This is a genomic window from Streptomyces sp. NPDC058295 (assembly GCF_042880655.1).
Lineage (GTDB): Bacteria > Actinomycetota > Actinomycetes > Streptomycetales > Streptomycetaceae > Streptomyces > Streptomyces coriariae.
Genome location: NZ_JBHVYO010000002.1, coordinates 35,589 through 58,621, shown reverse-complemented (window position 1 = coordinate 58,621; position 23,033 = coordinate 35,589). Strand labels below are relative to the sequence as shown.

The 23,033-nt window shown below is 73.7% G+C and carries 24 protein-coding genes and 1 tRNA gene; 16 read left to right on the top strand and 9 right to left on the bottom strand.

Going from position 1 to position 23,033, the window contains the following annotated elements:
- Positions 1–29 precede the first annotated feature (29 nt).
- The gene (locus ACFVYS_RS02630) at positions 30–815 is read left to right on the top strand and encodes an SGNH/GDSL hydrolase family protein (protein ID WP_389498606.1); all 786 of its coding nucleotides are present in this window, start codon (positions 30–32) and stop codon (positions 813–815) included.
- A 163-nt stretch (positions 816–978) separates the two neighbouring features.
- On the top strand, positions 979–1,755 hold the full coding sequence (locus ACFVYS_RS02625; RefSeq protein WP_389498141.1) for an SIMPL domain-containing protein: 777 nt from the start codon (positions 979–981) through the stop codon (positions 1,753–1,755).
- 189 nt (positions 1,756–1,944) lie between these two features.
- Here the strand turns inward: ACFVYS_RS02625 and ACFVYS_RS02620 are convergent, their stop codons facing one another.
- Both ACFVYS_RS02620 and ACFVYS_RS02615 read right to left on the bottom strand, forming a co-directional pair.
- Positions 1,945–2,565 carry a TetR/AcrR family transcriptional regulator gene (locus tag ACFVYS_RS02620; RefSeq protein ID WP_389498139.1) on the bottom strand — a complete coding sequence of 207 codons (621 nt, stop codon included), beginning with the start codon at positions 2,563–2,565 and terminating at the stop codon, positions 1,945–1,947.
- 58 nt (positions 2,566–2,623) lie between these two features.
- Complete coding sequence (locus ACFVYS_RS02615; RefSeq protein ID WP_389498137.1) at positions 2,624–3,811, bottom strand: Glu/Leu/Phe/Val dehydrogenase dimerization domain-containing protein; 1,188 nt, start codon at positions 3,809–3,811, stop codon at positions 2,624–2,626.
- Between the two features lie 234 nt (positions 3,812–4,045).
- Between ACFVYS_RS02615 and ACFVYS_RS02610 the strand changes: the two genes are divergently transcribed.
- From ACFVYS_RS02610 to ACFVYS_RS02585, 6 genes are all read left to right on the top strand, one after another.
- Positions 4,046–5,275, top strand: coding sequence for an MBL fold metallo-hydrolase (locus ACFVYS_RS02610; protein WP_389498135.1), 1,230 nt, complete (start codon positions 4,046–4,048; stop codon positions 5,273–5,275).
- A 310-nt stretch (positions 5,276–5,585) separates the two neighbouring features.
- On the top strand, positions 5,586–8,024 hold the full coding sequence (locus tag ACFVYS_RS02605) for an ATP-binding protein (protein WP_389498133.1): 2,439 nt from the start codon (positions 5,586–5,588) through the stop codon (positions 8,022–8,024).
- Positions 8,025–8,092: 68 nt separating this feature from the next.
- A complete protein-coding gene (locus tag ACFVYS_RS02600; RefSeq protein WP_020129489.1) occupies positions 8,093–8,527 on the top strand; it encodes a roadblock/LC7 domain-containing protein in 435 nt (144 codons plus the stop codon).
- Positions 8,528–8,529: 2 nt separating this feature from the next.
- Positions 8,530–8,901 carry a DUF742 domain-containing protein gene (locus ACFVYS_RS02595; RefSeq protein ID WP_020129490.1) on the top strand — a complete coding sequence of 124 codons (372 nt, stop codon included), beginning with the start codon at positions 8,530–8,532 and terminating at the stop codon, positions 8,899–8,901.
- The gene (locus ACFVYS_RS02590) at positions 8,879–9,538 is read left to right on the top strand and encodes an ATP/GTP-binding protein (RefSeq protein WP_389498131.1); all 660 of its coding nucleotides are present in this window, start codon (positions 8,879–8,881) and stop codon (positions 9,536–9,538) included. The genes ACFVYS_RS02595 and ACFVYS_RS02590 overlap by 23 nt, the downstream gene beginning before the upstream one ends.
- Before the next feature lie 61 nt (positions 9,539–9,599).
- Positions 9,600–10,172: a GAF domain-containing protein gene (locus ACFVYS_RS02585; protein ID WP_389498129.1), complete on the top strand. Its 573-nt coding sequence runs from the start codon at positions 9,600–9,602 to the stop codon at positions 10,170–10,172.
- 10 nt (positions 10,173–10,182) lie between these two features.
- Here ACFVYS_RS02585 and ACFVYS_RS02580 read toward each other — a convergent pair whose 3' ends face one another.
- The gene (locus ACFVYS_RS02580; protein ID WP_389498128.1) at positions 10,183–10,788 is read right to left on the bottom strand and encodes a GPP34 family phosphoprotein; all 606 of its coding nucleotides are present in this window, start codon (positions 10,786–10,788) and stop codon (positions 10,183–10,185) included.
- 252 nt (positions 10,789–11,040) lie between these two features.
- Between ACFVYS_RS02580 and tdh the strand changes: the two genes are divergently transcribed.
- From tdh to ACFVYS_RS02540, 8 genes are all read left to right on the top strand, one after another.
- A complete protein-coding gene (tdh, locus tag ACFVYS_RS02575; RefSeq protein ID WP_389498126.1) occupies positions 11,041–12,069 on the top strand; it encodes an L-threonine 3-dehydrogenase in 1,029 nt (342 codons plus the stop codon).
- Positions 12,070–12,141: 72 nt separating this feature from the next.
- Positions 12,142–13,353, top strand: coding sequence for a glycine C-acetyltransferase (locus tag ACFVYS_RS02570; protein WP_389498124.1), 1,212 nt, complete (start codon positions 12,142–12,144; stop codon positions 13,351–13,353).
- A 94-nt stretch (positions 13,354–13,447) separates the two neighbouring features.
- A complete protein-coding gene (locus ACFVYS_RS02565) occupies positions 13,448–14,350 on the top strand; it encodes a LysR family transcriptional regulator (protein WP_389498123.1) in 903 nt (300 codons plus the stop codon).
- Between the two features lie 46 nt (positions 14,351–14,396).
- Positions 14,397–14,993, top strand: a complete 597-nt coding sequence (locus ACFVYS_RS02560) for a helix-turn-helix domain-containing protein (protein WP_389498121.1) — start codon at positions 14,397–14,399, stop codon at positions 14,991–14,993.
- A complete protein-coding gene (locus tag ACFVYS_RS02555) occupies positions 14,990–15,511 on the top strand; it encodes a GNAT family N-acetyltransferase (protein ID WP_389498119.1) in 522 nt (173 codons plus the stop codon). Before ACFVYS_RS02560 ends, ACFVYS_RS02555 begins: the two co-directional genes overlap by 4 nt.
- Before the next feature lie 30 nt (positions 15,512–15,541).
- Positions 15,542–15,901 carry an MmcQ/YjbR family DNA-binding protein gene (locus ACFVYS_RS02550; protein ID WP_389498117.1) on the top strand — a complete coding sequence of 120 codons (360 nt, stop codon included), beginning with the start codon at positions 15,542–15,544 and terminating at the stop codon, positions 15,899–15,901.
- A gap of 108 nt (positions 15,902–16,009) precedes the next feature.
- A tRNA-Pro gene (locus ACFVYS_RS02545) sits at positions 16,010–16,086 on the top strand.
- A 175-nt stretch (positions 16,087–16,261) separates the two neighbouring features.
- Entirely contained in the window at positions 16,262–17,008 is a 747-nt protein-coding gene (locus tag ACFVYS_RS02540; RefSeq protein ID WP_389498115.1) for a sigma-70 family RNA polymerase sigma factor, read from the top strand.
- Here ACFVYS_RS02540 and murJ read toward each other — a convergent pair.
- The 6 genes from murJ to ACFVYS_RS02510 form a co-directional block, all read right to left on the bottom strand.
- The gene (gene murJ / locus ACFVYS_RS02535) at positions 16,923–18,572 is read right to left on the bottom strand and encodes a murein biosynthesis integral membrane protein MurJ (protein ID WP_389498113.1); all 1,650 of its coding nucleotides are present in this window, start codon (positions 18,570–18,572) and stop codon (positions 16,923–16,925) included. The genes ACFVYS_RS02540 and murJ overlap by 86 nt on opposite strands.
- A gap of 74 nt (positions 18,573–18,646) precedes the next feature.
- Entirely contained in the window at positions 18,647–19,072 is a 426-nt protein-coding gene (locus ACFVYS_RS02530) for a (2Fe-2S) ferredoxin domain-containing protein (RefSeq protein ID WP_389498111.1), read from the bottom strand.
- Positions 19,073–19,074: 2 nt separating this feature from the next.
- Positions 19,075–19,614, bottom strand: coding sequence for an NUDIX hydrolase family protein (locus ACFVYS_RS02525; protein WP_389498109.1), 540 nt, complete (start codon positions 19,612–19,614; stop codon positions 19,075–19,077).
- A gap of 15 nt (positions 19,615–19,629) precedes the next feature.
- Positions 19,630–20,775: an amidohydrolase family protein gene (locus tag ACFVYS_RS02520; protein WP_389498107.1), complete on the bottom strand. Its 1,146-nt coding sequence runs from the start codon at positions 20,773–20,775 to the stop codon at positions 19,630–19,632.
- A 1-nt stretch (position 20,776) separates the two neighbouring features.
- On the bottom strand, positions 20,777–22,180 hold the full coding sequence (locus tag ACFVYS_RS02515; RefSeq protein ID WP_389498105.1) for a glutamine synthetase: 1,404 nt from the start codon (positions 22,178–22,180) through the stop codon (positions 20,777–20,779).
- A 43-nt stretch (positions 22,181–22,223) separates the two neighbouring features.
- A complete protein-coding gene (locus tag ACFVYS_RS02510) occupies positions 22,224–23,015 on the bottom strand; it encodes an SAM-dependent methyltransferase (RefSeq protein ID WP_389498103.1) in 792 nt (263 codons plus the stop codon).
- Positions 23,016–23,033: the final 18 nt, after the last annotated feature.

The following is a 23,033-nucleotide window of genomic DNA, read 5'->3' as shown; positions in this document are numbered from 1 at the left end:
CAGACGATTCGAAGAGTGACGACAGATCAGTGATCAGGTCGTACGTGGCGGTGGGGGACAGCTTCACCGAGGGCGTCGGCGACCCAGGCCCCGACGGGGCGTTCGTCGGCTGGGCGGACCGCTTCGCGGTCCTCCTCGCCGACCGGCGTCCCGAGGGCGACTTCAACTACACCAACCTCGCGGTCCGCGGAAAGCTGCTCGACCAGATCATGGAGGACCAGCTCCCCAGGGCGGTGGAACTCGCCCCGGACCTGGTCTCCTTCTGTGCGGGCGGCAACGACATCCTCCGTCCCGGTACCGACCCGGACGAGGTCGCCGAGCGTTTCGAACGCGCGATCTCGGCCCTGACCGCCGCAGCCGGCACGGTCATGGTGACCACCGGCTTCGACACCCGTGGCGTCCCCGTGCTCAAGCATCTGCGCGGCAAGATCGCCACCTACAACGGACACGTCCGTGCCGTGGCCGACCGCTACGGCTGTCCGGTCCTCGACCTGTGGTCCCTGAAGTCCATTCAGGACCGCAGGGCCTGGGACGGCGACCGGCTCCACCTCTCCCCGGAGGGGCACACGCGCGTGGCGCTGCGCGGTGGGCAGGCCCTCGGCCTCGAGGTACCGGCCGACCCGGAGCAGCCCTGGCCGCTGCTCCCGCCGCGCGGCACCCTGGACGTGCGGCGCGACGACGTCCAGTGGGCGCGCGAGTACCTGGTGCCGTGGATCGGACGACGGCTGCGCGGGGAGTCCTCCGGCGACCATGTGATCGCCAAGGGCACCCTGTCGCCGGACGACATCAGGATGCGGATAGCGGCCGTGGCCTGAACCGCCGACCGGGTGGGCGCGGCCGGCCGCGGACGACTCACGGCCGGCCGCTCCACCAGTGAGGTGATCGCACGGGAGTGGTGTCCGGGCGGGGCCGGGCACGGGTGCTGGGATGACCGCACCCGCACCTGGCACCGCCCGACACCTCAAGGACCGGTCCCGCATGCCCTTTCCCCTTACGTCCTTTCCCCGCACGTCCGTCGCCGCGGCCCTCGTCTCCCTGCTCGCCCTGGGCGTCCCCGCACTGGTCGCGCCCGCGGCCGCCGCGCTGCCCGCCCACCCCGCGGCGGCGGCCCGTCCGTTCGCACCGGACAGTCCCGCCACCCTCACGGTGACCGGCGAGGGCAGCGCGAGCGCACCGCCCGACCTCGCGGTCGTCGGCGCCGGCGTCGAGGCCTCCGCCAAGACCTCGCAGTCCGCGTTGGACGCGCAGAACAAGGCGGCCGCGGCGCTGCTGGCCGCCGTCCGCGCCCAGGGTGTCGCCGACCGGGACATCCGTACGGAGAGCATCTCCCTCGACGCCGTCTACGACCACACGGGCGGCACCGCCCGCCTGACGGGCTACCAGGCCGCGCAGTCCTTCTCGGTGAAGGTGCGTGAGGTGACGAAGGTCGGCGCGGTCGTGCAGGCGGTCACCGACGCCGCGGGTGACGCCGGGCGGATCGGCTTCGTGGCCTTCGACGTCTCCGACCCCGCCCCGCTGCGGGCCGGAGCGCGCGAGGCCGCGCACGCCGACGCCCACGCCAAGGCCGAGCAGTACGCCCTCCTCAGCGGCCGCCGGCTGGGCCGGCTCGTCTCGCTCAGCGAGGACGCGTCCAGCTCCCCGCGCCCGGTGCCGGTGGCCGCGGACACCCCGGGTGCCGGCCTGGGCGGTGTGCCCGTCGCGCCCGGTGAGATCCGCGCGACGGCGACGGTGACGGCGGTGTACGAGCTGGACTGAGCCGCCCGCCGGAGCCGGTCACGGGTCGGGCCGGCGCCGGCCCGCCGTTCCGGGCCGTGCTCGCTGTTCCGGTCGCGTCCGCGTCGCCTGTCCCGTCCTCGCGGCCCTGCCGCGCGCGTCGGCCCTGTGCCACGGACGGGGTGGTCGGCGGTCCTGCCGGGGTCCGGGAACGTGGCGGGAGCCGGTTTCTCAGGGTTTCTGGGTGCTCAACGCTTCGGGGCTCAGACCGAGTTCACGGGCCAGTGCCTCGTCGACCCACTCCTGGGCGCGGGCCCGGGACACCGTGCCCGCGTAGGACGTCAGCTGTACGGCGAGGCCGTCGAGCAGGGCCGTCAGGCGCAGGGCCGTGCCGGCCGGGTCGGGGCACCGGAACTCGCCCGCGGCCACACCCTCCGCGATCACCTCGGCGAGCGCCGCCTTCCACTCCCGGTCGAGGTCCCGGGCGACCTCCCGCAGCGCGGGCTCGCGCAGCGACACCGCCCAGCCCTCGATCCACAGCCGCCAGCCCTTGGCCTGGCCCGTGGGCGCGTACCAGCGCACCGCCGACCGCAGCCGGCGCAGTGCGGTGGTACGGCGGCCGACCAGCTTGCGCAGCCGCGCCAGGTCGCCCTCGGCCGCGTGGGCGAACGCGTCGGCGACCAGCTTCTCCTTCGTCGAGAAGTGGTAGAGCACCAGGGCGTTGCTCACACCGAGGGCCGCGGCCACGTCGGCGATCCTGACCGCCGCCACGCCCCGCGCCTCGATCTGCTCGATGGCCGCCCGCAGCAGCTCCTCGCGCCGCTCGGCCACACTCAACCGGACCCTCACCACGCCGTCACCCTATTCCGTCGGCGCGAGCGATGACGGGGCGGTCCGTGGCGGCGGACGCTCACGGAGCGGGCCGGTACCGCCCGAAGCGTTCCGCGATCACCGGCAGCCGCTGCTCGGCGATCGTGTGCGCGGCGGCCCGGGGTGTCGTGCCGTCCGTCTCGGCGCGGGCCAGCACCAGTTCCACCAGGGCGCGCATCGAGCGGCGTGTGTACGCGAAGGCCTCCGCCGCGTCCGCGCCGATGTCGCCGAACAGCGTCCACCACCACCAGGCGTTCGTCCCGGAGTTGACGACGACGTCCGGCAGCACGCTCACCCCGCGCGCGTGCAGCAGCTTCTCCGCCTCCGGCAGGACCGGCATGTTGGCGGCCTCGGCGATCCACCGGGCGCCGATCCGCTCCTGCTCCTCGACCCCGATGGCGTACGACACCGCGGCCGGTACCAGCACCTCCGCCTCCACCGACAGCCAGGCGTCGCCCGGCAGCTCGAGGTCTCCGGGGCGCAGCACGGCGCGGTCCACCGTGCCGTGGGCGTCCCGCGCGGCCAGCAGCGCCTCCACGTCGAGACCGGCCGGGCAGGCGATCGTGCCCTTCACGTCGGCGACGGCCACCACGGTCAGCCCCGCGCGGGTGAGGAACCGCGCCGTGGCCCCGCCCATGGTGCCGAACCCCTGGAGGGCGACCCGCGTCCCGGCGTACGCCACCCCGGCCCGGTCCAGCGCGGTGAGCACGGACTCGGCGACCCCGCAGCCGCCGACCAGCTCGTCCAGGCCGATGCCGTCCACCTCGACGGCGAAGGCGGCGGCGAGCCGGTCGCGGGCGGCGGACTCGTCGTCCAGCAGCGGGTAGACCGCCTGCACGGACGACACCAGCCCCGCTTCGGCGGCCGCCCGGTCCACCAGGTCCTGGGTCAGCCCCAGGTCCTCGCCGGTGGTCCAGCAGCTCTCCACGAACGGCCGCACCGCCCGCAGGTACCGCACCAGCAGTCCGTACGCCTCCGGGTCCCGGGGATCGCAGTCGATGCCGCCCTTGGCTCCGCCCAGCGGGACGTAGCGGGCCTCGGGGTCGTAGTGCAGCGCCTCCTTGAGGCTCATGCCGCGGGCGAGCCCGGTCACCTCCTCCAGGGTGCAGCCCGCCCGCATCCGCAGCCCGCCGCTGCACACGCCGCGCACGAGCCGGTCGACGACCAGGTGGCCCTGGCGCCCGGTGACGTGATCGGTCCAGGTGAGCGACAGGAAGGGGGCGGTCATACGGACTCCTCGACCGGCGGGCCGGTACGGCTGAAACGGCTGGTACTGAACAGTGGGTCAGTATCGGAACGCGGGGACGGGGTGTCAAAGAACGCAGGGACGAGATGTCAAAGCAGGTCGCGGCGGAATGAGCGGGATACGCCGGCGTCGTCCGGCGGAATGAGTGGGGTGACCCCGGCGTTGTCGGAGCGGGCAACCATAATGGAATGCCTCAGCGACTTCCCTGGAGGTACCGTGTCCGGTTTCCGTTCCCTGAGCTCCGGGCTCCGCGCTCTACAGCCCGCGGCCTTCGGCGCGGATCCGAGCGGCGAGCGCCTGGCGCGCATCCGCAGATCGCCCCACTTCAAGGACGGGGTCTTCCAGAACCCGGGCGGCCCGGCGCGGACCCGTCCCTCGGGCTCCACGCTCGACTTCGCCAAGATCTTCTTCGACAAGGAACAGCGCCCCCGCCGCGCCCCCGCGGGCACCGTACCGGTGCACCCCACCACGCTCGCCGACCTCGCCAAGCCGCCGGCCACGGGTCTGCGGCTGACCTGGATGGGGCACTCCAGCGTGCTCGCGGAGATCGACGGGCAGCGTGTCCTGTTCGACCCCGTCTGGGGCGAGCGCTGCTCCCCCTTCCCCTTCGCGGGGCCCAAGCGGCTGCACCCGGTCCCGCTGTCGCTGGCCGCGCTGGGTCCGGTCGACGTCGTCGTCATCTCCCACGACCACTACGACCATCTGGACCTGCCCACGATCAAGGCACTCGCGGACACGGACACCCTGTTCGCCGTGCCGCTCGGTGTCGGTGCCCACCTCGAGCACTGGGGCGTCTCCGCCGACCGGCTGCGCGAGCTGGACTGGCACGAGGCGACGAAGGTCGGCGGGCTCACCCTGACCGCCACCCCGGCCCGGCACTTCTGCGGCCGCGGGCTGCGCAACACCCAGCACAGCCTGTGGGCCTCCTGGGTGGTCGCGGGCGAGGAGCACCGGATCTACCACAGCGGTGACACCGGTTACTTCGACGGTTTCAAGGAGATCGGCGCCGATCACGGCCCGTTCGACGCGACCATGATCCAGATCGGGGCCTACTCGGACTTCTGGCCCGACATCCACATGACCCCCGAGGAGGGCATGCGTGCCCACCTGGACCTCCAGGGCGGTCCCGGCGGAGTGATGCTGCCGATCCACTGGGGCACGTTCAACCTCGCCACCCACGCGTGGACCGACCCGGGGGAGGGCACCCTGGCCGCCGCACGGGCCGCCGGGGCGCGGGCCGCCCTGCCCCGGCCCGGCGAGCCCTTCGAGCCCGCCGCCGAGACCGTCCCGGGCGAGCCGTGGTGGCGGGATGCGGCACTCGCGCCGGCCGCCGGATGGCAGCCCCTGACCGCGACGGTAACCAAGGCCAAAGCCGATACCGAGAGTGACGAAAGCCGGGGTGTCGTCGAGGGCGGCGATACGCCGGAGGTGGTCCCGGCGGGCTGACCGGGCCGGAGGCGTTCGACCGTGCGGGCCGGGGAGTGAAAAACTCCCCGGCCCGCACGGTCGTTTCCGGACCATCTCTGACCAGGTCTGATCGCACTCTTTCCGTGTTGTCCTCCGGGTGGTGCGGCCTTATCGGTCTGTCGTGCGAAGCCTCATACCAGAGCGGGACGCTCGCCGGGTGACTTTGTCAACTGCCCACCGCACCTGACACGTTGCCGACTACTGTGAGTGGCCGTCGGGCGACACCGGGCCGAATTCTTCGGCCCTCCCGACCGACAGCCAGGCTCGACGGACCAGTACGAGGACACCGATGTCTCACCTCCGCGCACCCGCCACACGCGCCGACCGCCGTGAGGGCGGACGGCACGGGCGGCCGGTCGCCCGCCCCGCACCGGCGTCGGCCGAGACACATATACGGCCCCAGTTGCTGCGGCTCGCCGTGCTCCCGCCGACCGCGGTCGCCCTCAGCGCCTGCGCGGTCGTCCTGTTCACCGTGCGCTCCACCGACGTCCGCCCCGGCGTGACCCTGTGGGCGGTCCTCGCCGGTGCCGTCGCGGTGACCGGCCTCGGCATCGTGATCGCCGCCGTGGCCGCGGACCGCGCCGCCCGCTCGGTCAGCGACCGTGTCGCGGCCCTGCGCCGCGGCAGCGCGCGCGGCGAGGCCGAGCTGCGTGCCGTCATCGAGGCGCTGCGCCGCGGCGAGGTGCCGCCCCGGCGCACCTCGCGCGGCGGACCGCCCGGCGACGCCGACGACTTCGAGCTGCTCGCCGCCGACCTGGCCCGGGCCCACGAAGGGGCCGTCACCGCCGTCGTCCAGGCCGCGCAGCTGTCCAGCCAGGCCGGCAGCGAACAGAAGCTGGAGGTCTTCGTCAATCTCGCGCGGCGCCTTCAGTCCCTGGTGCACCGCGAGATCTCGATCCTCGACGAGCTGGAGAACGCGATCGAGGACCCCGATCTCCTCAAGGGCCTCTTCCACGTCGACCACCTCGCCACCCGTATCCGCCGGCACGCCGAGAACCTCGCCGTCCTCGGCGGGGCCGTCTCCCGGCGGCAGTGGAGCAACCCGGTCTCCATGACCGAGGTGCTGCGCTCCGCCATCGCCGAGGTCGAGCAGTACGCACGGGTCAAACTCGTCCCGCCCATCGACGGCGAACTGCGCGGCCACGCCGTCGCCGACGTCATCCACCTGCTCGCCGAACTCGTCGAGAACGCCACGGTGTTCTCCGCCCCGCACACCCAGGTGCTGCTGCGCGCGAACCTCGTCACCTCCGGACTCGCCGTCGAGGTCGAGGACCGCGGGCTCGGTATGCCCGTCGAGGAGCAGAGCAGGATGAACGCCCTGCTCGCCGACCCCGACCAGGTCAACGTCGGCCGTCTGCTCGCCGACGGCCGCATCGGCCTGTTCGTCGTCTCCCAGCTCGCCCGGCGGCACGGCATCCGGGTCCGTCTGCAGAGCAACATCTACGGCGGCGTCCAGGCCGTCCTCGTCGTGCCGCAGGCGCTGCTGGGCTCCGCGCCGGGCGTGCTCGGGGCGGGACAGAGCGGACCGGACACCGACGGCGCCGGCCTGCCCCTCGTGCCCGCCGCACCCCCCGCGGCGGCCGATCCGGCACGGCCGCCCCTGCCGCCCGCCCCGCAGTCCCGCGCCGCCCGGACCCCCGATCCCGGACAGCCGCACGGCCCGCGGCGCACCGCGGACGGGGGCCGTCCCACGGGCTTCGCGCATCCGCAGGACGCGCCGGGCACGCGTGGGTCCTCGGTGCCGTCCCCGGGACGGGACACCGACGGCGCCGGGCGGTCGTTCGACCCGGCGCGGGCGCAGGGCGGCGCACCGCGCCCCGGCCCGTCGGCCGGCGCGCCGGAGGCGTGGAACGCCCCGGGCGCGGTGCAGAGCCAGGCGCCGGCGCCGTCCCCGACGCGGGACACGCCCGGGTCCGGGGTGCCCGTGGTTGCCCCGCCCCCGCAGGGTCACCCGAGCGGCTCCGGCCCGGTCCGAGCCGCCGCGCCGCCCCCGCGTCTCGGTGCCGCGCCCGCCGAGCCGATGCCGCAGCGGCCGGGCGCACCCGCGCCGCTGCCCGTCCGGGGCGCCCGCACGGCACGGCCCAACCCGGCCGAGGCCGTGCCCGGCATCCGGCGCGGCGACCGGCCCGTCGTCGAGGAACACGCGGGCATCGCGCCCACCCCGCGCGTCGGCGCGGTGCGCGGCACCATGGGCAAGCCCCAACTGCCCCGCCGCCGTGCCCAGGAGCACATCGTGCCCCAGCTGCGCGGCGGCCCGGCCCCGCGCCAGGACTCCGAGCAGCCCGCCGGCCACGACCCCGGCCTGATGGCGGCCTTCCAGCGCGGCATCGGCCTGGCCGAGGCCCAGCAGAGCCTGGAGGCGGACGTCCCGGACCCGGCGCCGTTCCGCCCGCCGGCCCCCCTCGAAGTCCTGCCCGACCCGGCCGCCCACCCGGCGTCGGACCACGGCCGGCGGCCCGGAAGCCACGGGGCCGGAAGCCACGGTGCCGTGGGCGACGGCGCCCCGGTCGGGGACGCCCCGGGCGGGAGCGCGGCACAGGGCCGGCCGGTGACCCTCCCCGCCGACGCCGACGCCGACGTACGACCGCCGCACCCGTCCCGCATACCGCAGGCGCCCCCCACGCCCGCCGCCGCGCCGCCCGAGGCGTACGGCGCGGGTGACGGGCCGGACCTGCCCGGTCCCGACCGATCCACCGCCCGGCACGACGGGAGCGCACCAGCCGGATGAGCACTGTCACCCCCACCCCCACCCCCAGCGCTCCCGCAGACCTTCGTACCCCAAGGAGTCGATCCACCATGGCGAGCGATGCGCCGACCGGCCAGGTATCCGATCTCGACTGGCTGATGAGCGGCCTCGTGCAGCGCGTACCGCACACCACGAGCGCGGTGCTGCTCTCCTGCGACGGACTGGTGAAGTCGGTCCACGGCCTCGACCCGGACAGCGCCGACCACATGGCCGCCCTGGCCTCCGGCCTGTACTCCCTCGGCCGTAGCGCCGGCGTCCGGTTCGGCGACGGCGGGGACGTGCGGCAGGTCGTCGTCGAACTCGACTCGACGCTGCTGTTCGTCACCACCGCGGGTTCCGGCGCGTGTCTCGCGGTGCTCGCCGGCCGGGAGGCCGACGCGGCGGTGCTCGGTTACGAGATGTCGATGCTCGTCAAGAGCGTCCGGCCGTATCTCATGACCGCGCCCCGGCAGCACGCCGTCGAACCGTCGGTGATGGGGCCTTGAGCGTGGCGGCGGCCGGCGACGGGCCCTGGCTCGACGACGCGGCCGGGCGGCTGGTGCGCCCGTTCACGGTCAGCGGGGGCCGGACCAAGCCCAGCGTCGCCCTCGACCTCATGTCGCAGGTGATGGCCACCGGGGCGACCCCCCTCGGCTACCTCGGTCCCGAACACGCGACCGCGCTCCACCTGACCCGCGCGCCCGTGTCGGTGGCCGAGATCGCGGCCCATCTGAAGCTGCCGGCAGCGGTCACCAAGGTGCTGCTCTCCGACCTCCTCGACTGCGGGGCGCTGACCACCAAGCCCCCCGAGTACCACCACATCCCCACCGACCGGGCCCTTCTGGAGGCAGTGCTCGATGGACTACGACGACAGCTCTGAGTACGACGAGTACGACGAGCACCGCGAGTACGGCGCCCGTGACGGCGGCGGCTCCGACCCCTTTCCCACGGCGCTGAAGATCCTGGTCGCGGGCGGTTTCGGGGTCGGCAAGACGACCTTCGTCGGCGCCGTGAGCGAGATCGCGCCGCTCAGCACCGAGGAACTGCTCACCACGGTCAGTGCCGCCACCGACAACCTCGACGGCATCGAGAACAAGGTCGAGACGACCGTCGCCATGGACTTCGGCCGCATCACCCTCGACCCGAGCCACGTCCTCTACCTGTTCGGCACACCCGGCCAGCAGAGGTTCTGGTTCATGTGGGACGAACTGTCCGAGGGCGCCCTCGGCGCGGTCATCCTCGCCGACACCCGCCGCCTCGAGGAGTGCTTCGCGGCCGTCGACTTCTTCGAGGAACGCGGCCTCGCCTTCATCATCGCCGTCAACGAGTTCGACGGCTCCCACCGCTACAACCCCGACGAGGTGCGCGCCGCCATCGACCTCGCCCCGGACGTCCCCGTCGTGCGCTGCGACGCCCGGATCTCCGCGTCCGGTGTCCAGACCCTGCTCACCCTCGTCAAACACCTCATTGCCCACGCACCGGCCGCACCCCAGCCGAGCCGCGGCGCCCACATGTGATCCCCGCACCCAACGCCCCGGAGCCGCATATGACGTACGTCCACAGCGACGGAACCCGGACATGAGCTACGACCCGCCGCGCCCGGCCGGTCGTCTGCTGCTCACGCCGGAGGACAGGGAAGCTCCCGCCCGTGCCCGCAGGCTGCGCAGACTCGGCCTCGGGGCACAGCCGGAGCCCGCCCTGGACGCCTTCGCGGACCGCCTGGCCGAGGTGGCCGGAGCGCCGTACGCCATGGTCAACTTCCTCGACGAGCAACGGCAGTTCTTCGCCGGGCTGCACACCCCGGCAGGCGGCCGGGCCGCGCGCGGCGGCAAACCCGAGGTGGGCCGCCGACTGCCCCGCGACTACGGCTACTGCCCGCATGTCGTCGCGCGGCGCAAGGCGCTGGTGCTCGAGGACGTGGGCGACTACCCGCGCTTCGCGGGCAACCCGGTCGTCGACGAGTACGGCATCCGCTCCTACCTGGGCGCCCCGCTCATCGACACGAGCGGCATGGTGCTGGGCACGGTGTGCGTCGCCGATCTCACGCCCCGGCCCTGGGGGAAGGCCGGCCTGGAGACCATCAAGTCGACGGCCGCCGAACTCGCCGGACACCTTCAGCGGCGGGAGAGCGGCGGGTTCCCGGAGCCGTGATGCGCGCCGGTCAGGGGGCCCGCCAGATGTTGTCGAAGGCCGCGTCCTCGATGGAGCGACGCTGTCGTACGGCCTCGAGTTCCGCCACCGCGTCGCCGACCGCCGCCAGCACCGTCACGACCGTGTCGCCGGGAAGGTCCGGGAAGCCGTCGTCGGGCTCCTCGCGCAGACCCACGGCGGCGCCCAGCGCGGCGAGGACCGGCTCGTCCGCCGCCCAGCGCCCGGTGGCGTGGCGACGGGCCGGTGAGTCGAGCGGCTCCGTCACCGCGGACCGGAACGGGAGCCGGCCGTGGCGCGCCCGGCCGACCAGCCCGTCCGCCTCGAACCGGGCGGAATAGGCCGCGGCCAGGCCGCTGCCGCGCCGCCACAGCCAGTCCTCGACCGACTCGTACGGCGTCGTCCGTACGAGTGACGCCGCGGCCTCGGCCAGGAGGCGGTCGTCCGGTGCGGGCGCCGGTGCGGGCACGAGAAGGTCGCCGTCGAGGGCCACCGCCCCGGTCCCGACGAGATCGATCACCTCGGCGCCCGCGAGGGCCAGGGACAGTTCGCCCTGCCCGGCGGGGCGCGCGGGCGTCACGTCCATCGCGACGAGCAACAGGTCCCGTGCTGTGGTCATCGAGGGCTCCAGGTCAGTCGGCCGGCCTTGCGAGGGTTGCGGTCCAGGGTGGCACGCCCCACCGTGGTGTGCGGGAAGCCGGTCCGGGCGAGCGGGGCCACCCGTGTGAAGCGGAGCTGTGGCGGCGCTTAAGAAAAGCTCGATGGACCGGGCCGGTGAAGTGCGGCAGATTGCTGGGCGAATCCACATGTCTTCCCGGATGCGGGGCCCTTCGGGCTGCTCATGCCGGGCCCTCACCACAGGAGCCGTAGCGTGAAGGCGCTGGTCAAGGAGAAGGCGGAGCCCGGACTGTGGCTCGCGGACGTTCCCGAGCCGGTCGTCGGGCCCGGCGACGTGCTGATCAGGGTGCTGCGCACCGGTATCTGCGGCACGGACCTGCACATCCGGTCCTGGGACGGCTGGGCGCAGCAGACGATCAGCACCCCGCTCGTGCTCGGGCACGAGTTCGTCGGCGAGGTGGTCGGCACCGGCCGCGATGTCGCCGACATCCAGGTGGGGGACCGGGTCAGCGGCGAGGGACACCTCGTCTGCGGCAAGTGCCGCAACTGTCTCGCCGGGCGCCGTCATCTGTGCCGGGCCACCGTCGGGCTCGGCGTCGGCCGTGACGGCGCCTTCGCGGAGTACGTCGCGCTGCCCGCGGCCAACGTGTGGGTGCACCGGGTGCCGGTGGACCTCGACATCGCGGCGATCTTCGACCCGTTCGGCAACGCCGTGCACACCGCGCTGTCCTTCCCGCTCGTCGGCGAGGACGTCCTGATCACCGGCGCCGGACCGATCGGCCTGATGGCCGCCGCGGTCGCCCGGCACGCGGGTGCCCGCAACGTCGTCGTCACCGACGTCAGCGAGGAGCGGCTGGAGCTGGCCCGCAAGATCGGTGCGAGCCTCGCGCTGAACGTGTCGCAGGAGACCATCGCCGACGGGCAGCGTGAGCTGGGGCTGCGCGAGGGCTTCGACATCGGTCTGGAGATGTCCGGCCGGCCCGCGGCGCTGCGCGACATGATCGCCAACATGACGCACGGCGGCCGGATCGCCATGCTGGGGCTGCCCGCCGAGGAGTTCCCCGTCGACTGGGCCCGGATCGTCACCTCGATGATCACGATCAAGGGCATCTACGGCCGCGAGATGTTCGAGACCTGGTACGCGATGTCGGTGCTGCTGGAGGGCGGCCTCGACCTCGCCCCCGTGATCACCGGCCGGTACGGCTACCGCGACTTCGAGGCGGCCTTCGCCGACGCGGCGAGCGGCCGTGGCGGCAAGGTCATCCTCGACTGGACCGCGTAGGCCCCCTGCGTTTCCTGCGGCACTTGCGATTCTCACGTTCCTGCGTTTCCTGCGTTTCTTAGGAGCTTCCTGATGTTCGACTCCGTGCGTGACGACGTGCGCGCCACACTCGACGAGATCCGCGCCGCCGGTCTGCACAAGCCCGAGCGGGTCATCGGCAGCCCGCAGTCGGCGACGGTCGCGGTGACCTCGGGCGGCCGGCCCGGCGAGGTCCTCAACTTCTGCGCCAACAACTACCTCGGCCTCGCCGACCACCCCGAGGTCGTCGCCGCCGCCCACGAGGCCCTCGACCGCTGGGGCTACGGCATGGCGTCGGTGCGCTTCATCTGCGGAACGCAGGAGGTGCACAAGGAGCTGGAGGCCCGGCTGTCGGCCTTCCTCGGCCAGGAGGACACCATCCTGTACTCCTCCTGCTTCGACGCCAACGGAGGAGTCTTCGAGACGCTTCTCGGCCCCGAGGACGCGGTGATCTCCGACGCCCTCAACCACGCCTCGATCATCGACGGCATCCGGCTGTCCAAGGCCCGCCGGTTCCGCTACGCCAACCGTGACATGGCCGACCTGGAGCGGCAGTTGAAGGACGCCTGCGACGCGCGGCGCCGGCTGGTCGTCACCGACGGCGTCTTCTCCATGGACGGCTATGTGGCGCCCCTCGCCGAGATCTGCGACCTCGCCGAGAGCTACGACGCCATGGTCATGGTCGACGACTCGCACGCGGTGGGCTTCGTCGGTCCCGGCGGCCGTGGCACCCCCGAGCTGCACGGTGTGATGGACCGTGTCGACATCATCACCGGCACCCTGGGCAAGGCGCTGGGCGGCGCGTCCGGCGGCTATGTGGCCGCCCGGGCGGAGATCGTCGCGCTGCTGCGCCAGCGCTCCCGTCCGTACCTCTTCTCCAACACCCTTGCCCCGGTCATCGCCGCCGCCTCGTTGAAGGTCCTCGACCTGCTGGAGTCGGCCGACGACCTGCGGGTGCGGCTCGCCGAGAACACCGCGCTGTTCCGACGCCGGATGACGGACGAGGGTTTCGACATCCTGCCCGGCGACCACGCCATCGCGCCGGTGATGATCGGCGACGCGGCGAAGGCGGGCCGGATGGCCGAACTGCTGCTGGAGCGCGGGGTGTACGTGATCGGCTTCTCCTACCCGGTGGTGCCGCAGGACCGGGCCCGCATCCGGGTCCAGCTGTCCGCCGCGCATTCCACGGACGACGTCGACCGTGCCGTCGACGCCTTCGTCGCGGCGCGGTCGGAACTGGAAGCGTCCGAGCCGCAGACGGTCTGAACGCGGCGGGGCTGGGGCCGGAGGCGGTCCCGGCCGGTGGCCGTCCGGGACGGAGAGGGTCTGAGGGGCTCGGACATATTGCGATAATCGAGCCATGATCGAAGCGCGGCGGCTCCACATCCTCCGTGCGGTGGCCGACCACCGCACGGTGACCGCGGCTGCCGCCGCGTTGTATCTCACCCCGTCCGCCGTCTCCCAGCAGCTGACGGCCCTGGAGCAGGAGACCGGCCACCGGCTGGTCGAGCGGAGCGCCAAGGGCGTACGGCTCACCCCGGCCGGCGAGATCCTGCTGACCCACACCAACGCCGTACTGGCCCAGCTGGAGCGGGCCGAGGCGGAACTGGCCGCCTACAGCTCCGGCGCCGCCGGCACGGTCACGGTCGCCGCCTTCGCGACGGGGATCGCCCTGGTCGTGGCGCCCGCGGTGGCCCGGCTGGCCGGTACCGCCCCGGGGATCCGGATCCGCGTCCAGGACGCCGAGGGCGACGCCAGTCTGCCGATGGTGCTCGACCGGCAGGTCGATGTCGCGGTCGCCGTCGAGTACCGCGGGGCCCCGGCCGCCGACGATCCGAGGCTCGCGCACGTCCCGCTCTACGCCGAGCCCTTCGACGCGGTCGTCCCGGTCAGTCACCGTCTCGCCGACGCCCCCGAGGTTCCGCTCGCCGAACTGGCCAAGGACCCGTGGATCGGCCCCTACCCGGGCAACCCGTGCCATGACGTGGTCGTCCTGGCCTGCGAGAACGCCGGCTTCCAGCCTCGTCTGGAGCACTCCTCGGACGACTTCCGCGCGGTCGTCGCACTGGCCTCGGCCGACGCGGGCGTGGCGCTCGTGCCGCGTTCGGCGCTGCGCGGCATGGACCTCACAGGGGTGGTCGTACGGCCGGTCGACGGGGTGGCGCCGACCCGGAGGGTCTTCGCGGCCGTCCGCCGGGGAGCGGAGGGGCATCCGCTGATCCGGCCGGTGCTGGAGGCGCTGACCGAGGCCGCCCGGGTGTGAGCCTTCCGTAACAGGGGCGTCTCATATCAGGGATAGCGTCCCGGATATGAGACACGAGGCAGGCGGAGCGGAGACGGCCGGGGGGCCGGACCCCGTCGATGTGCGGATCGCCGGGCGGCTGGCCGAGTTGCGGGCCGAACGCGGTTGGTCGCTGGGGGAGTTGGCGGAACGCAGCGGGGTCAGCCGGTCCACCCTCTCGCGGGCCGAGCGGGCGGAGACCAGTCCGACCGCCGCGCTGCTCAACCGGCTGTGCCATGTCTACGGGCGGACCATGTCCCGGCTGCTCAGCGAGGTGGAGGCGGAGCCCGCGCCGCTGGTACGCGCCGACGAGCAGTCCGTCTGGGAGGACCGGGCCTCCGGTTTTGTCCGGCGCTCCGTGTCGCCGCCGCACCCCGCGCTGCGCGGCGAACTGGTCGAGGGCCGGCTCGCCGCGGGCGCCGACATCGCCTACGACCGGCCGCCCGTGGCGGGCCTGGAACAGCACATCTGGGTGCTGGAGGGCGCCCTGGAGGTGACGGCCGAGCACACCGGGCATCACCTCGGCGCCGGGGACTGCCTGCGCCTGCGGGTGTGGGGCCCGACCCGGTTCCGGTGCGCGGGCGACGAGGACGTGCGGTACGTGCTCGCGGTGGTGCTGCCATGACCGTGACCCGGCTCGACGCCCCCCGACTGCGCGCCCGCGTGGCGGAGTTGGCCGACCTGCTGATCGACGCGGTGGACGACGGCGCCTCGCTCGGCTTCCTGGCCCCGCTGGACCGGGCGGCGGCCGAGGACTGGTGGAAGGGCCGCGCGGAGGGCGTCGCCGCCGGGCAGCTCGCGGTCTGGGCGGCCCAGGACGGGGACCGGGTAGTCGGTACCGTCGGCCTGGCCTTCCCCGACAAGCCCAACAGCCGCCACCGCGCCGAGCTCGTCAAGCTGGTGGTCCACCGGGACGCCCGCGGGAAGGGCCTCGGCCGCACCCTCCTGACCGCCGCCGAGCGGAGCGCCGTCGCGGTCGGTGTCACCCTGCTGCACCTGGACACCGAGACCGACAGCCCCGCCGAGCACCTGTACCGCACCGCCGGGTGGACCAGGGCCGGGATGATCCCGGACTACGCGGCGAGCCCGGCCGGGGTCCTGCGCCCCACCACCCTGTACTACAAGCACGTCGGCGTCGGGTGACTGTCAGTGGCAGCGGCTACGGTGCGGAGCATGCCGGACGCCGAAGACGTACGCCGTATCGCCCTGTCCCTGCCGGACACCACGGAGAAGATCTCCTGGAACATGCCCACCTTCCGGGTCGCGGGGAAGATGTTCGCCACGCTGCCCGAGGAGGAGACCTCCCTCGCCGTGCGCTGCCCCAAGGAGGAGCGCGACGAACTGGTGCTGGCCGAGCCCGGGAAGTTCTGGATCGCCGACCACGAGGCCCAGTTCGCCTGGGTGCGGGCCCGCCTCGCCGCCCTGGAGGACGAGGACGAGCTGCGGGACATCCTCGCCGACTCCTGGCGCCAGGCGGCCCCGACGCGACTGCTCGACGCGTACCCGGAACTGGGGGCGACCACGGGGGAATGACGGTGCCCGACGGCCGGGGCGCGGGAAACGGGTGCGCGACCATCGACCCGAGTGCGGTATGGTTTCCATGCGTGTTCGGCCAGGGGAAACCCCAGGTCAGGCGGGCAACGGGACGTGGCGCAGCTTGGTAGCGCACTTGACTGGGGGTCAAGGGGTCGCAGGTTCAAATCCTGTCGTCCCGACCAGCTTCATCGCAGGTCGGAAGGTCGTTTCCACGAAAGTGTGGAAGCGGCCTTCGTTGTTTTTCCCGGGCCGCGATGATGTGTCCGCGCCGTCCCCTGCTGTGAGTCTGCCGGGCCGGCTGTGAATTCGCCCGACCCCGGGTGACGCCCCGCGGCCCCGCTGCCAGGATGAGGCGCCATGACCGCAGGGCACGGCAAGGCCGACAAGCACCGCAGGCTCCACGACACCGTCAAGGCCGGGAAGCACCGCACACCGCACGGCGCGGAACGCGCGAAGCGGGCCGGCAAGGCGGCACCGGCCGACGAGTCGACGACCGCGCTGGCGCTGGCCGCGCGGGGCGGGGACGTGGCGGCCGTCGAGGGGTTCGTGCGCGCCCTGCACCACGACGTCCTGCGGTACGTGGCCCATCTGAGCGCCGACCCGCAGGTGGCGGACGATCTGGTGCAGGACACGTTCCTGCGGGCGCTGAGCGGCCTGCACCGGTTCGAGGGACGTTCCTCGGCGCGGGCGTGGCTGCTGTCCATCGCGCGCCGGGCGGTGATGGACAGCTTCCGGTCGGCCGCCGCCCGGCCGCGCCTGTCGGACCGGGCCGACTGGCAGGCGGCCGTCGAACTGGCCCAGCCGCGCGGACTGCCCGGCTTCGACGACGGTGTCGTCCTGCTGGATCTGCTGGCCGCGCTGCCGGAGGACCGGCGGGAGGCGTTCGTGCTGACCCAGCTGCTGGGGCTGCCCTACGCGGAGGCGGCCGAGGCGAGCGGCTGCCCGGTCGGCACCGTCCGCTCGCGGGTGGCCCGCGCCCGCGCCACGCTGGCCGGCCTGCTCACCGAGGCGGGCGATCCTACGGCCGCCGCAGCCCCCGTAGCCCCCGCAGCTCGTCGACCTTCGTCAGCCGGGCCACCCCGAGATAGACCAGGACGAGGGTGAGGGAGCCGGCCGCGAGGGCGGCCGCGGTCGACACGGTGCCGCCGCCCAGCGCGCCCGCGCACGCGGCGTCGGCCGCCCGGCCCGCGACGGCGGCCAGGCCCGCCGCCACCAGCAGCCTGGTGTACGTGCGCCGCAGCGCGCCGTCGTCCAGACGGCCGCCCGTCCGGCCGCGCAGCCGGCGCGCGGTGAGGGCCAGCCCCGCCAGACAGGACACACCGTACGCCCCGGCCATACCGGTCACCGCCCAGCGGTCGGGCAGCAGCAGATGGCAGGCGGTGGCCAGGGCGATGTTCACCGCCGCGATCCAGAGCGCCAGGAAGAACGGCGTGCGGGTGTCCTCGAAGGCGTAGAAGCCGCGCAGCAGGAGGTACTGCGCGGAGAACGGGATCAGGCCGAGTCCGAACGCCTGGAGCATGTGGCCGAGCGGCTGCGCGGAGGCCGCGTCGGCGGCGCCGTGCGCGAACAGCAGGGTGGCGATCCGCGGGCCGAGGGCCAGGAACAGGAAGGCGGCCGGGACGATGACGACCCCGCTCACCCGCAGCCCGCGCGACAGATCGGCGCGGACGTCCGCGATCCGCCCCTGGGCCACGGCGCGGCTCATGCGCGGCAGCAGCGCGGTCACCAGGGAGACGGTGACCACCGACTGCGGCAGCATCCAGATGGTCTGCGCGTACGTGTAGGCCGTGTAGCCCGCGCCGGCGGCCGGCAGCCTCTGGTCGACCGTGGTGGCGTAGTTGGTCACCACGGTCAGTGAGACGAGGTTCGTCAGGACGAGCAGCAGGGTCCACTTGGCGGCGTGCACACCGGAACCCAGGCCGGAGCCGCGCCAGTCGAACCGCGGGCGGAACCGGAACCCGGCGGCCCGCGCGAACGGGACCAGCGCGAGGGCCTGCATCGCGATGCCGACGGTCGTCCCGACGCCCAGCAGCCGGACCTGGGCGTCGGTGATGTCCGCGACCTCCTTCGGCACGGTCATCAGGCCGAGGTAGGCGCCGAACATGCCCAGCAGCACGACGTTGTTGAGGACCGGCGTCCACATCATCGCGCCGAACCGCTCGCGGGCGTTGAGGACCTGTCCGTAGATGTTGAACAGGCCGTAGAAGAAGATCTGCGGGAGCAGGAACCGGGCGAAGACCACGGTGAGCCGGTACGCCTCGTGGTTGTCCGGGGTGTCGCGCATGTACAGCGAGACGATCTGCGGGGCCGCCCACACCGCCAGCGCCGTCCCCACGGCGAGGACGGATATGACCAGGGTGACGAGCCGCTGCTCGTAGCCCCGCCCGCCGTCCGGATGGGTCGCCCGCGCCCGCACCAGCTGCGGCACCAGCACGGCGTTCAGCGCGCCGCCGATCAGCAGGGTGTAGAGGCTGGTCGGCACGGTGTTCGCGGTGTTGTACGTACTGGCCAGCAGGCCGGTGCCCAGGGCGGCGGCCTGCAGGACCTGGCGGATCAGCCCGGTCGCCCGGGACACGATCGTGCCCAGGGCCATCAGCACCGACGAGCGCGCCGCCCCGCCCTTGCGGACCTCGTGTTCCGCGGACTGCCGCTGTGCTGTCGCCCCCATCGGGCCAACCTACGCCAGAAGGCTCCGAGAGCCCCAACCGCTTTGCGCGCAAGGGAGGTTGGCGCGCGCGGGAGTCACCTGCGGCTGCGCACCCGCTCGGCACGCGGCGGGCTGATGAACTGGAGTTCCAGCGTGAGGGGCGGCGCCGCGATCCCCGGGCCGCCCGCCGCCGCCCAGGTCAGGATCTCGTCCGTGCAGTCGTCGTCCATGGCGAAGCCGACCCAGGTGGCCCGGCCGCCGGCCCGGCGTCCGCCGGCCGAGGGCTGGACGACGATCACGTTGGCCTGGTCGCAGGGGCCCAGGCAGTCGGTCGTCCGGACCTCGAAGGCGCCTGCGGAGTCGGCGGCGGCCGCCCGCAGCCGCTCCAGCTGCCAGGCGTGGTCGTAGCCGGGGTGTTTGCGGGCGTCGCCGCAGCAGCAGCCCCTGCACACCACGAGGGTGCAGGGGCGACTGCGGGCGGCGCCCACCAGGGCGCGACGGCCGGCCGGCGCGGGGATCACGCTCAGGAGGCCGAGAGGCCGACGTGGGCCAGGGCCTGCCGCAGCAGGAACCCGTGCCCGCCCGACATCTCGCTCTGCACCGCGAGCGAGGCGGCCTCCTGCGGGCTGAACCACACCAGGTCCAGCGCGTCCTGTCGGGGACGGCAGTCGCCGGTCACCGGCACGATGTAGGCCAGCGACACCGCGTGCTGACGGGGGTCGTGGTACGGCGTGACGCCCTGCGTGGGGAAGTACTCGGCCACCGTGAACGGCTGGAGCGAGGTCGGCACCCGGGGCAGCGCCACCGGACCGAGGTCCTTCTCCAGGTGGCGCAACAGGGCGTCCCGGACGCGCTCGTGGTGCAGGACCCGCCCGGAGACCAGGTTCCGGCTGACGTTGCCGTCCGGTCCCATCCGCAGCAGCAGGCCGACGCTGGTGACTTCGCCGCTGTCGTCGACGCGCACGGGCACGGCCTCGACGTACAGGATCGGCATACGGGCGCGTGCCATCTCCAGTTCGTCGGAGGTCAGCCAACCCGGCGTGGTATCGGTCAAGTCAGACATTGTTTGATCATACTTTCAGTGTCCGTCGGGAAGCCGGTAGACCCGGCGGGCGTTGTCCGCTCCGGCCCAGCGTGCCAGGCGCAGCGCGTCGGGAAGGCTCAGTTCGTCGGCGTCCACCCGGTCCTGGAGCAGATCCCCGAGGCCCCGGCGGAACGCGAGCGCGCCGAGCCGGTAGAACTCCGAAACACCATAGGCGTCGGAGCTGTACAGCAGTTTGCGGAACGGTGTGATCTCCAACGCCTCCTCCAGGACCGCCCGCGCTCGTGGGGGACCCACATGATGCAGGGTGAGCCCCACATCCAGGTAGACCTGCTCGAACACCGCGGCCAGATAGGCGGCCTGCCGCTGGTAGGGCCAGCAGTGCAGCAGCAGTACCGGGATGGTGCCCGCCGTCAGGTGCAGCCAGTCCGTGAGAAGGCTCGGGTCCACCCGGTGCAGCCGGATGTCGTTGTCGCCGAAGCCGGTGTGCAACTGGAGGGGGAGTCCCAGGTCGACGGCCGTCCACAGCAGGTGCCGGACCAGCACCGGGTCCGCCAGCCGTCCGCCGCCCGCCAGCCAGCGCCGGGCGGCCCGGGTGACCTCGGCGTCCGGGGGCCGGGCCGGGTCGAGGTCGAAGCCGGTCCGGTAGGCGGCCACCGACTTGACCGCCACCACCCCCGGCCGCCGCACCGCGTCCAGGGCGGCCGCCCGGAACGCGTCGGCGTACCCGTCGGCCTCGACACCCCGGGCGGCCACGGCCTCCGCGACGGACTCCAGCCGGACGACCTCGTGGGCGACCGCCGGAGCGCCGGCCGCGGCCGCCGCGGCCAGCTCGGCGGGCGTGGTGATGCGGTCCGGGGCGAACCCCGTGTCGACGCAGAACACGCCGGTCCGGGCGGCGGCGAGGAACCGCCGGTTCACCTCCCGCGGACCCAGTTCGGCGCGCCGGGCCAGGTAGACGTCGGCCGGGGCGTGCCGCTCCAGGTCGAGCAGCGGCGCGCAGTGACGGCGTACGGCCACCCCGGCGGGGGTGTCGAAGGCCGAGACGCCGGGCCACCGGTCGCCCTCGGTGAGCAACGCCTCGAAGCCGGGCCGGTCCAGGGGGTCGATGACGACACCGTGGCAGTGGTGGTCCACCAGCTCCAGCTCGGCGAGGGCCTCGTGGACCGGTCCGCCGGTCATGTCAGTACTTCCAGCGGTAGGCCGCGGCCACCCGCTCGTCGTCGAGCCCTTCGACGGCGTCGATCTCGCCCTGCCGTACGGCGCTCACCGCGTCGGCGAGGACCGGGCCGAGCGCGGTCCGCAGCACCTCGTCCCCCCGGAACTCGGCGAGCGCCCCGGCGAGCGAGGTCGGCAGCCGGCGCACGCCCCGGGCCGCGGCCTCCCCGGCGTCGAGCAGGGCCGGGTCCCCGTCGCTCTCCTCGGGCAGGACGGCGCCCGACGCGAGCCCGGCCAGCCCGGCGGCGATCAGACAGCCGAGGGCGAGGTACGGGTTGGCGGCCAGGTCGACCGGCTTCACCTCCAGATTCGCCTGCTCCGCGCGGCGGCCCGCCGTACCGCGCACCAGACGCAGCGCGCACTCGCGGGTCTCCAGGCCCCAGGCGGTGAACACCCCGGCCCACTGGGACGGTTTGAGGCGCAGATGGCTCGCCGGGCTGGGCGCGGTCACCGCCGTGAGGGCCGGGAGCCGGGCCAGCACCCCGGCCGCGAACGCCTCCGCGTCGGCCGTCATGCCGTGCCGCCGCGCTCCGCCCGCGTGCAGGTTCCTGCCGTCCCGCCAGGCGGAGAGATGAACGTGCCCGCCGTTGCCGACGCCTTCCGCCACGACGGCGGGGGAGAAGGACACCCGCAGGCCGTGGCGCCGGGCCAGCGCGCGGATCGTCTGACGGACGAGGACGCTGCGGTCGGCCGCCGCCACCGGGTCGAGCGCGCCCACCGAGATCTCGAACTGGCCGGGCGCGTACTCCGGATGGATCTGGTCGACGTCCACGCCCTGCGCCGCGCACGCGGCCAGCAGCTCGACGGTGTACTCACTCAGCTCGATCTGCCGGGTCGCGCCGTACGCCGGTCCCGTGGCCGCCGGGACGAACTCCCCCGCGGGCGCCGAGTCCAGGCCGACCGCCCACTCGATCTCGATGCCCGCCCTGAAGGCGAGCCCGTGCTCGCGGGCCGCCTCCGCGACGACGCGGCGCAGAAAGGTGCGGGAGCAGCCGGGGTGCCGCTCCCCGTCCTGGGTGATCCGGTCGACCGGCGCCCAGGCCCAGCCGGGCTGCCCGGCCAGGGCCACGAGCCGGTCGAGGTCCGGGTACAGACGCAGGTCGCCGTCCGGGGAGCCCAGCACATCGGTCGCGACGATGTGGTCGTTCGCCAGGAACGTGTCGAACACCGGCGACATCCCGACGCCCCAGGCTGCCGCCGAGGCCAGCCCGGCCGTGGGGATCGTCTTCACCCGGCCGATGCCCGCCGTGTCGACATAGGCCAGGACGATCCCGTGCACGCCTCTCGCCGACAGCTCGCCCGCGAGCGCGCCGGCCCGATCGACCTCTCCGGGACGCCCGCCGGGGACGGGATCGGCAAGGGTGGTCATACGTCCTCCACGGTCGGTACGTCCGGTGCGTGCCGTACGTCCGTCAGGGTTTCACGGCCACCGCGCCGTACTGCGGCACCACCGCGAGGGAGTCGGCCTCGCCGCGCCAGCGCGAGCAGGACACCAGGCCCGGCTCCAGCAGCTCCAGGCCCTCGAAGAACGCGGCGATCTCCTCGCCGCCGCGTGCGGTGATCGGCGGGGTGGCGTTCTCGTTCCAGAACTTCATCGCCGGGATCTGGCCCTCACCGCCCACCTCGCTGTCGTGGGTGGGGTGCGTCAGCACCAGGAAGCTGCCGGAGGGGACGTCGGCCATCATCTTGCGGACGATGTCCCGGGCCGCCTCGAAGTCCAGGACGAAGTTCAGGATGCCCAGCATCATCACCGCGACCGGGCGGGTGAAGTCCAGGGTGCCCGCCGCGCGTTCGAGGATCTGGGCCGGGTCGTGCACATCGGCGTCGATGTAGTCGGTGACGCCCTCGGCGGTCCCGGTCAGCAGCGTACGGGCGTGCGCCAGCACGATGGGGTCGTTGTCGACGTACACGATCCGCGACTCGGGCGCGACGCGCTGCGCGATCTCGTGGGTGTTGTCGGCCGTCGGCAGCCCGGTGCCGACGTCGAGGAACTGCCGCACCCCGCGCTCGTCGGCGAGGAACCGCACCGCCTGTCCCAGGAACCAGCGGTCGGCGCGCGCGATCTCCCGGATGAGCGGGAACATCCCGGCGACATGCTCGCCGACCCGCTGGTCGACCTCGTAGTTGTCCTTGCCGCCGATCCAGTAGTTCCACACCCGCGCGTTGTGCGCGACGCTGGTGTCCAGCCGTGCCGACCCGCTCACCCGACCGCTCCTTCTCAG

Excerpts from the sequence above, each read along its gene's own strand:
- ACFVYS_RS02625 (WP_389498141.1), top strand. The coding sequence starts at position 979 with ATGCCCTTTCCCCTTACGTCCTTTCCCCGCACGTCCGTCGCCGCGGCC.
- ACFVYS_RS02615 (WP_389498137.1), bottom strand. The coding sequence starts at position 3,811 with ATGACCGCCCCCTTCCTGTCGCTCACCTGGACCGATCACGTCACCGGG.
- ACFVYS_RS02605 (WP_389498133.1), top strand. The coding sequence starts at position 5,586 with ATGTCTCACCTCCGCGCACCCGCCACACGCGCCGACCGCCGTGAGGGC.
- ACFVYS_RS02600 (WP_020129489.1), top strand. The coding sequence starts at position 8,093 with ATGGCGAGCGATGCGCCGACCGGCCAGGTATCCGATCTCGACTGGCTG.
- ACFVYS_RS02590 (WP_389498131.1), top strand. The coding sequence starts at position 8,879 with ATGGACTACGACGACAGCTCTGAGTACGACGAGTACGACGAGCACCGC.
- ACFVYS_RS02585 (WP_389498129.1), top strand. The coding sequence starts at position 9,600 with ATGAGCTACGACCCGCCGCGCCCGGCCGGTCGTCTGCTGCTCACGCCG.
- ACFVYS_RS02580 (WP_389498128.1), bottom strand. The coding sequence starts at position 10,788 with ATGACCACAGCACGGGACCTGTTGCTCGTCGCGATGGACGTGACGCCC.
- ACFVYS_RS02570 (WP_389498124.1), top strand. The coding sequence starts at position 12,142 with ATGTTCGACTCCGTGCGTGACGACGTGCGCGCCACACTCGACGAGATC.
- ACFVYS_RS02565 (WP_389498123.1), top strand. The coding sequence starts at position 13,448 with ATGATCGAAGCGCGGCGGCTCCACATCCTCCGTGCGGTGGCCGACCAC.
- ACFVYS_RS02560 (WP_389498121.1), top strand. The coding sequence starts at position 14,397 with ATGAGACACGAGGCAGGCGGAGCGGAGACGGCCGGGGGGCCGGACCCC.
- ACFVYS_RS02555 (WP_389498119.1), top strand. The coding sequence starts at position 14,990 with ATGACCGTGACCCGGCTCGACGCCCCCCGACTGCGCGCCCGCGTGGCG.
- ACFVYS_RS02550 (WP_389498117.1), top strand. The coding sequence starts at position 15,542 with ATGCCGGACGCCGAAGACGTACGCCGTATCGCCCTGTCCCTGCCGGAC.
- ACFVYS_RS02540 (WP_389498115.1), top strand. The coding sequence starts at position 16,262 with ATGACCGCAGGGCACGGCAAGGCCGACAAGCACCGCAGGCTCCACGAC.
- murJ (WP_389498113.1), bottom strand. The coding sequence starts at position 18,572 with ATGGGGGCGACAGCACAGCGGCAGTCCGCGGAACACGAGGTCCGCAAG.
- ACFVYS_RS02525 (WP_389498109.1), bottom strand. The coding sequence starts at position 19,614 with ATGTCTGACTTGACCGATACCACGCCGGGTTGGCTGACCTCCGACGAA.
- ACFVYS_RS02520 (WP_389498107.1), bottom strand. The coding sequence starts at position 20,775 with ATGACCGGCGGACCGGTCCACGAGGCCCTCGCCGAGCTGGAGCTGGTG.
- ACFVYS_RS02515 (WP_389498105.1), bottom strand. The coding sequence starts at position 22,180 with ATGACCACCCTTGCCGATCCCGTCCCCGGCGGGCGTCCCGGAGAGGTC.